This window comes from Delftia sp. ZNC0008, assembly GCF_000799035.1.
Lineage (GTDB): Bacteria > Pseudomonadota > Gammaproteobacteria > Burkholderiales > Burkholderiaceae_C > Comamonas > Comamonas tsuruhatensis.
Genome location: NZ_JTKZ01000771.1, coordinates 1 through 1,761, shown reverse-complemented (window position 1 = coordinate 1,761; position 1,761 = coordinate 1). Strand labels below are relative to the sequence as shown.

3 protein-coding genes are annotated in these 1,761 nt (G+C 64.6%); 2 read left to right on the top strand and 1 reads right to left on the bottom strand.

Going from position 1 to position 1,761, the window contains the following annotated elements; all coding sequences use genetic code 11:
- Window positions 1-199 precede the first annotated feature (199 nt).
- A complete protein-coding gene (locus L995_RS24940; RefSeq protein ID WP_047474052.1) occupies window positions 200-559 on the top strand; it encodes a type II toxin-antitoxin system RelE/ParE family toxin in 360 nt (119 codons plus the stop codon).
- Window positions 556-879 carry a helix-turn-helix domain-containing transcriptional regulator gene (locus tag L995_RS24935; RefSeq protein WP_012203174.1) on the top strand — a complete coding sequence of 108 codons (324 nt, stop codon included), beginning with the start codon at window positions 556-558 and terminating at the stop codon, window positions 877-879. Before L995_RS24940 ends, L995_RS24935 begins: the two co-directional genes overlap by 4 nt.
- 27 nt (window positions 880-906) lie before the next feature.
- Here the strand turns inward: L995_RS24935 and L995_RS24930 are convergent.
- The coding region (locus tag L995_RS24930) for an ATP-binding cassette domain-containing protein (RefSeq protein WP_156136132.1) at window positions 907-1,761 on the bottom strand (855 nt) is incomplete at its 5' end.

The window sequence follows — 1,761 nt, the reverse complement described above, 5'->3', positions numbered from 1 at the left end:
CCGCGTCACCTGCAGCGCAGGCCGTGCCGGCCACGCCAGCACCCTCCCGGTAAGCCATCGCGCACCCAAAGCAAAGGCCTGCATCCGCAGGCCTTTTTTTGGTCCATCGCTGTCATTCGTTCCTGGGAACAGGAGAACGCTGTAGGTCATGTGGATAGCGCCTTGCAGCGTTGGTAACTCATAAGTTACCATCCAATCCATGCGAATCCAGTTCCAGGAGTACATCCGCGAAGACGGCAGCAGCGCGTACCAGACATGGTTCAACGGGCTGGATGGCCAGGCGGCCGCCAAGGTGGCCGTCGCCATGGCCCGCATGGAGTTGGGCAACACCTCCAATATCGAATGGTTCCGGGGTATTGGCGAATACAAGATCGACTGGGGCCCGGGCTACCGCATCTATCTCGCCAAAGACGGGGAAAGATTGATCATCCTGTTCGGGGGCAGCACGAAAAAGGGCCAGCAGAAGGCCATCGACGAAGCCGTGGCCCTGCACAGCGAATACAAGGCTCGCAAGAGGCAACGCCCCTCGGACAATGCCAAAAAAGGAACGAAGCCATGACGCTCACCCGCGATTTCAAACAAACGGTCATTCAGCGCATTGAGCGCGACCCTGCTTTCGCACAGGCGCTGCTTGATGAGGCGGCCACTCTTTTTCTGAGCGGTGAGCCAGAAACGGCACGCCTCGTCCTGCGCGATCTCGTCAACGCAACGGTGGGTTTCGAGACGCTGGCCGACCTCACGCACAAGCCGAGCAAGAGCCTGCACCGCATGCTTTCGCCGAAAGGCAACCCCAGCATGGACAATCTTGCCGCGATCTTTGCCGCCATCAAGAACTGGCTTCAGGTCCGGTTCGACGTGCGGGTCGTTGCCGCGACCTGAACGCCAGGCCATGACAGTGCACTTTGCTCAGTGCACATGCTCCATATCCGGCACGGCAGCCATCAGCGCGCGCGTGTACGGATGCTGCGGCGCATCGAGCACGGCGCCAGCCTCGCCGGTCTCGACCAGGCGGCCGCGCTGCATGACGCCGATGTCGTCGCACATGTGGCGGATCACGGCCAGGTTGTGGCTGATCAGCAGATAGGTCAGGCCGAATTCCTCCTGCAGGTCGCGCATGAGGTTGAGCACCTGGGCCTGGACCGAGACGTCCAGCGCCGAGGTGGGTTCGTCGCAGATGATGAACTCGGGCCGGCTGGCCAGGGCGCGCGCAATGGCGATGCGCTGGCGCTGCCCGCCCGAGAACTGGTGCGGGTACTTGCGCGCATCGTCGGGCTTCATGCGCACGCGGCGCAGCGCCTCCTGCACGCGCTCGGCCGTCTCGTCCTTGCCGGCCGTCAGGGCCAGCACCTGCAGGGGTTCGGCAATCAGCTCCTGCACGGTCCAGCGCGGGTTCAGGCTGGCATACGGGTCCTGGAAGATCATCTGGAAGCGCCGGCGCATGGCCACGGTCTGGGCGGCCGGGCTCCACTTGTCCACGCCGTCGAACAGCACGGTGCCGCTGGTGGGCGGCGTCAGCCCGGCCACCATGCGCGCCACCGTGGATTTGCCCGAACCGGACTCGCCGACCAGGCCGAAGGTGGAGCCCCTGCGGATCGAAAAGCCGACGCCGTCCACGGCCTTGAGGATCTTTTTGTCCTCGCGCGCCAGCAGCCGGGCCAGCCAGCCGCTGGACAGGTCGAACTCCTTGCACAGATCCCTGACCTCCAGCAGGGCAGCCGCGGGCTCCTGCGCACCGGCCCCGGGCTGCCAGGGTACGGCGGG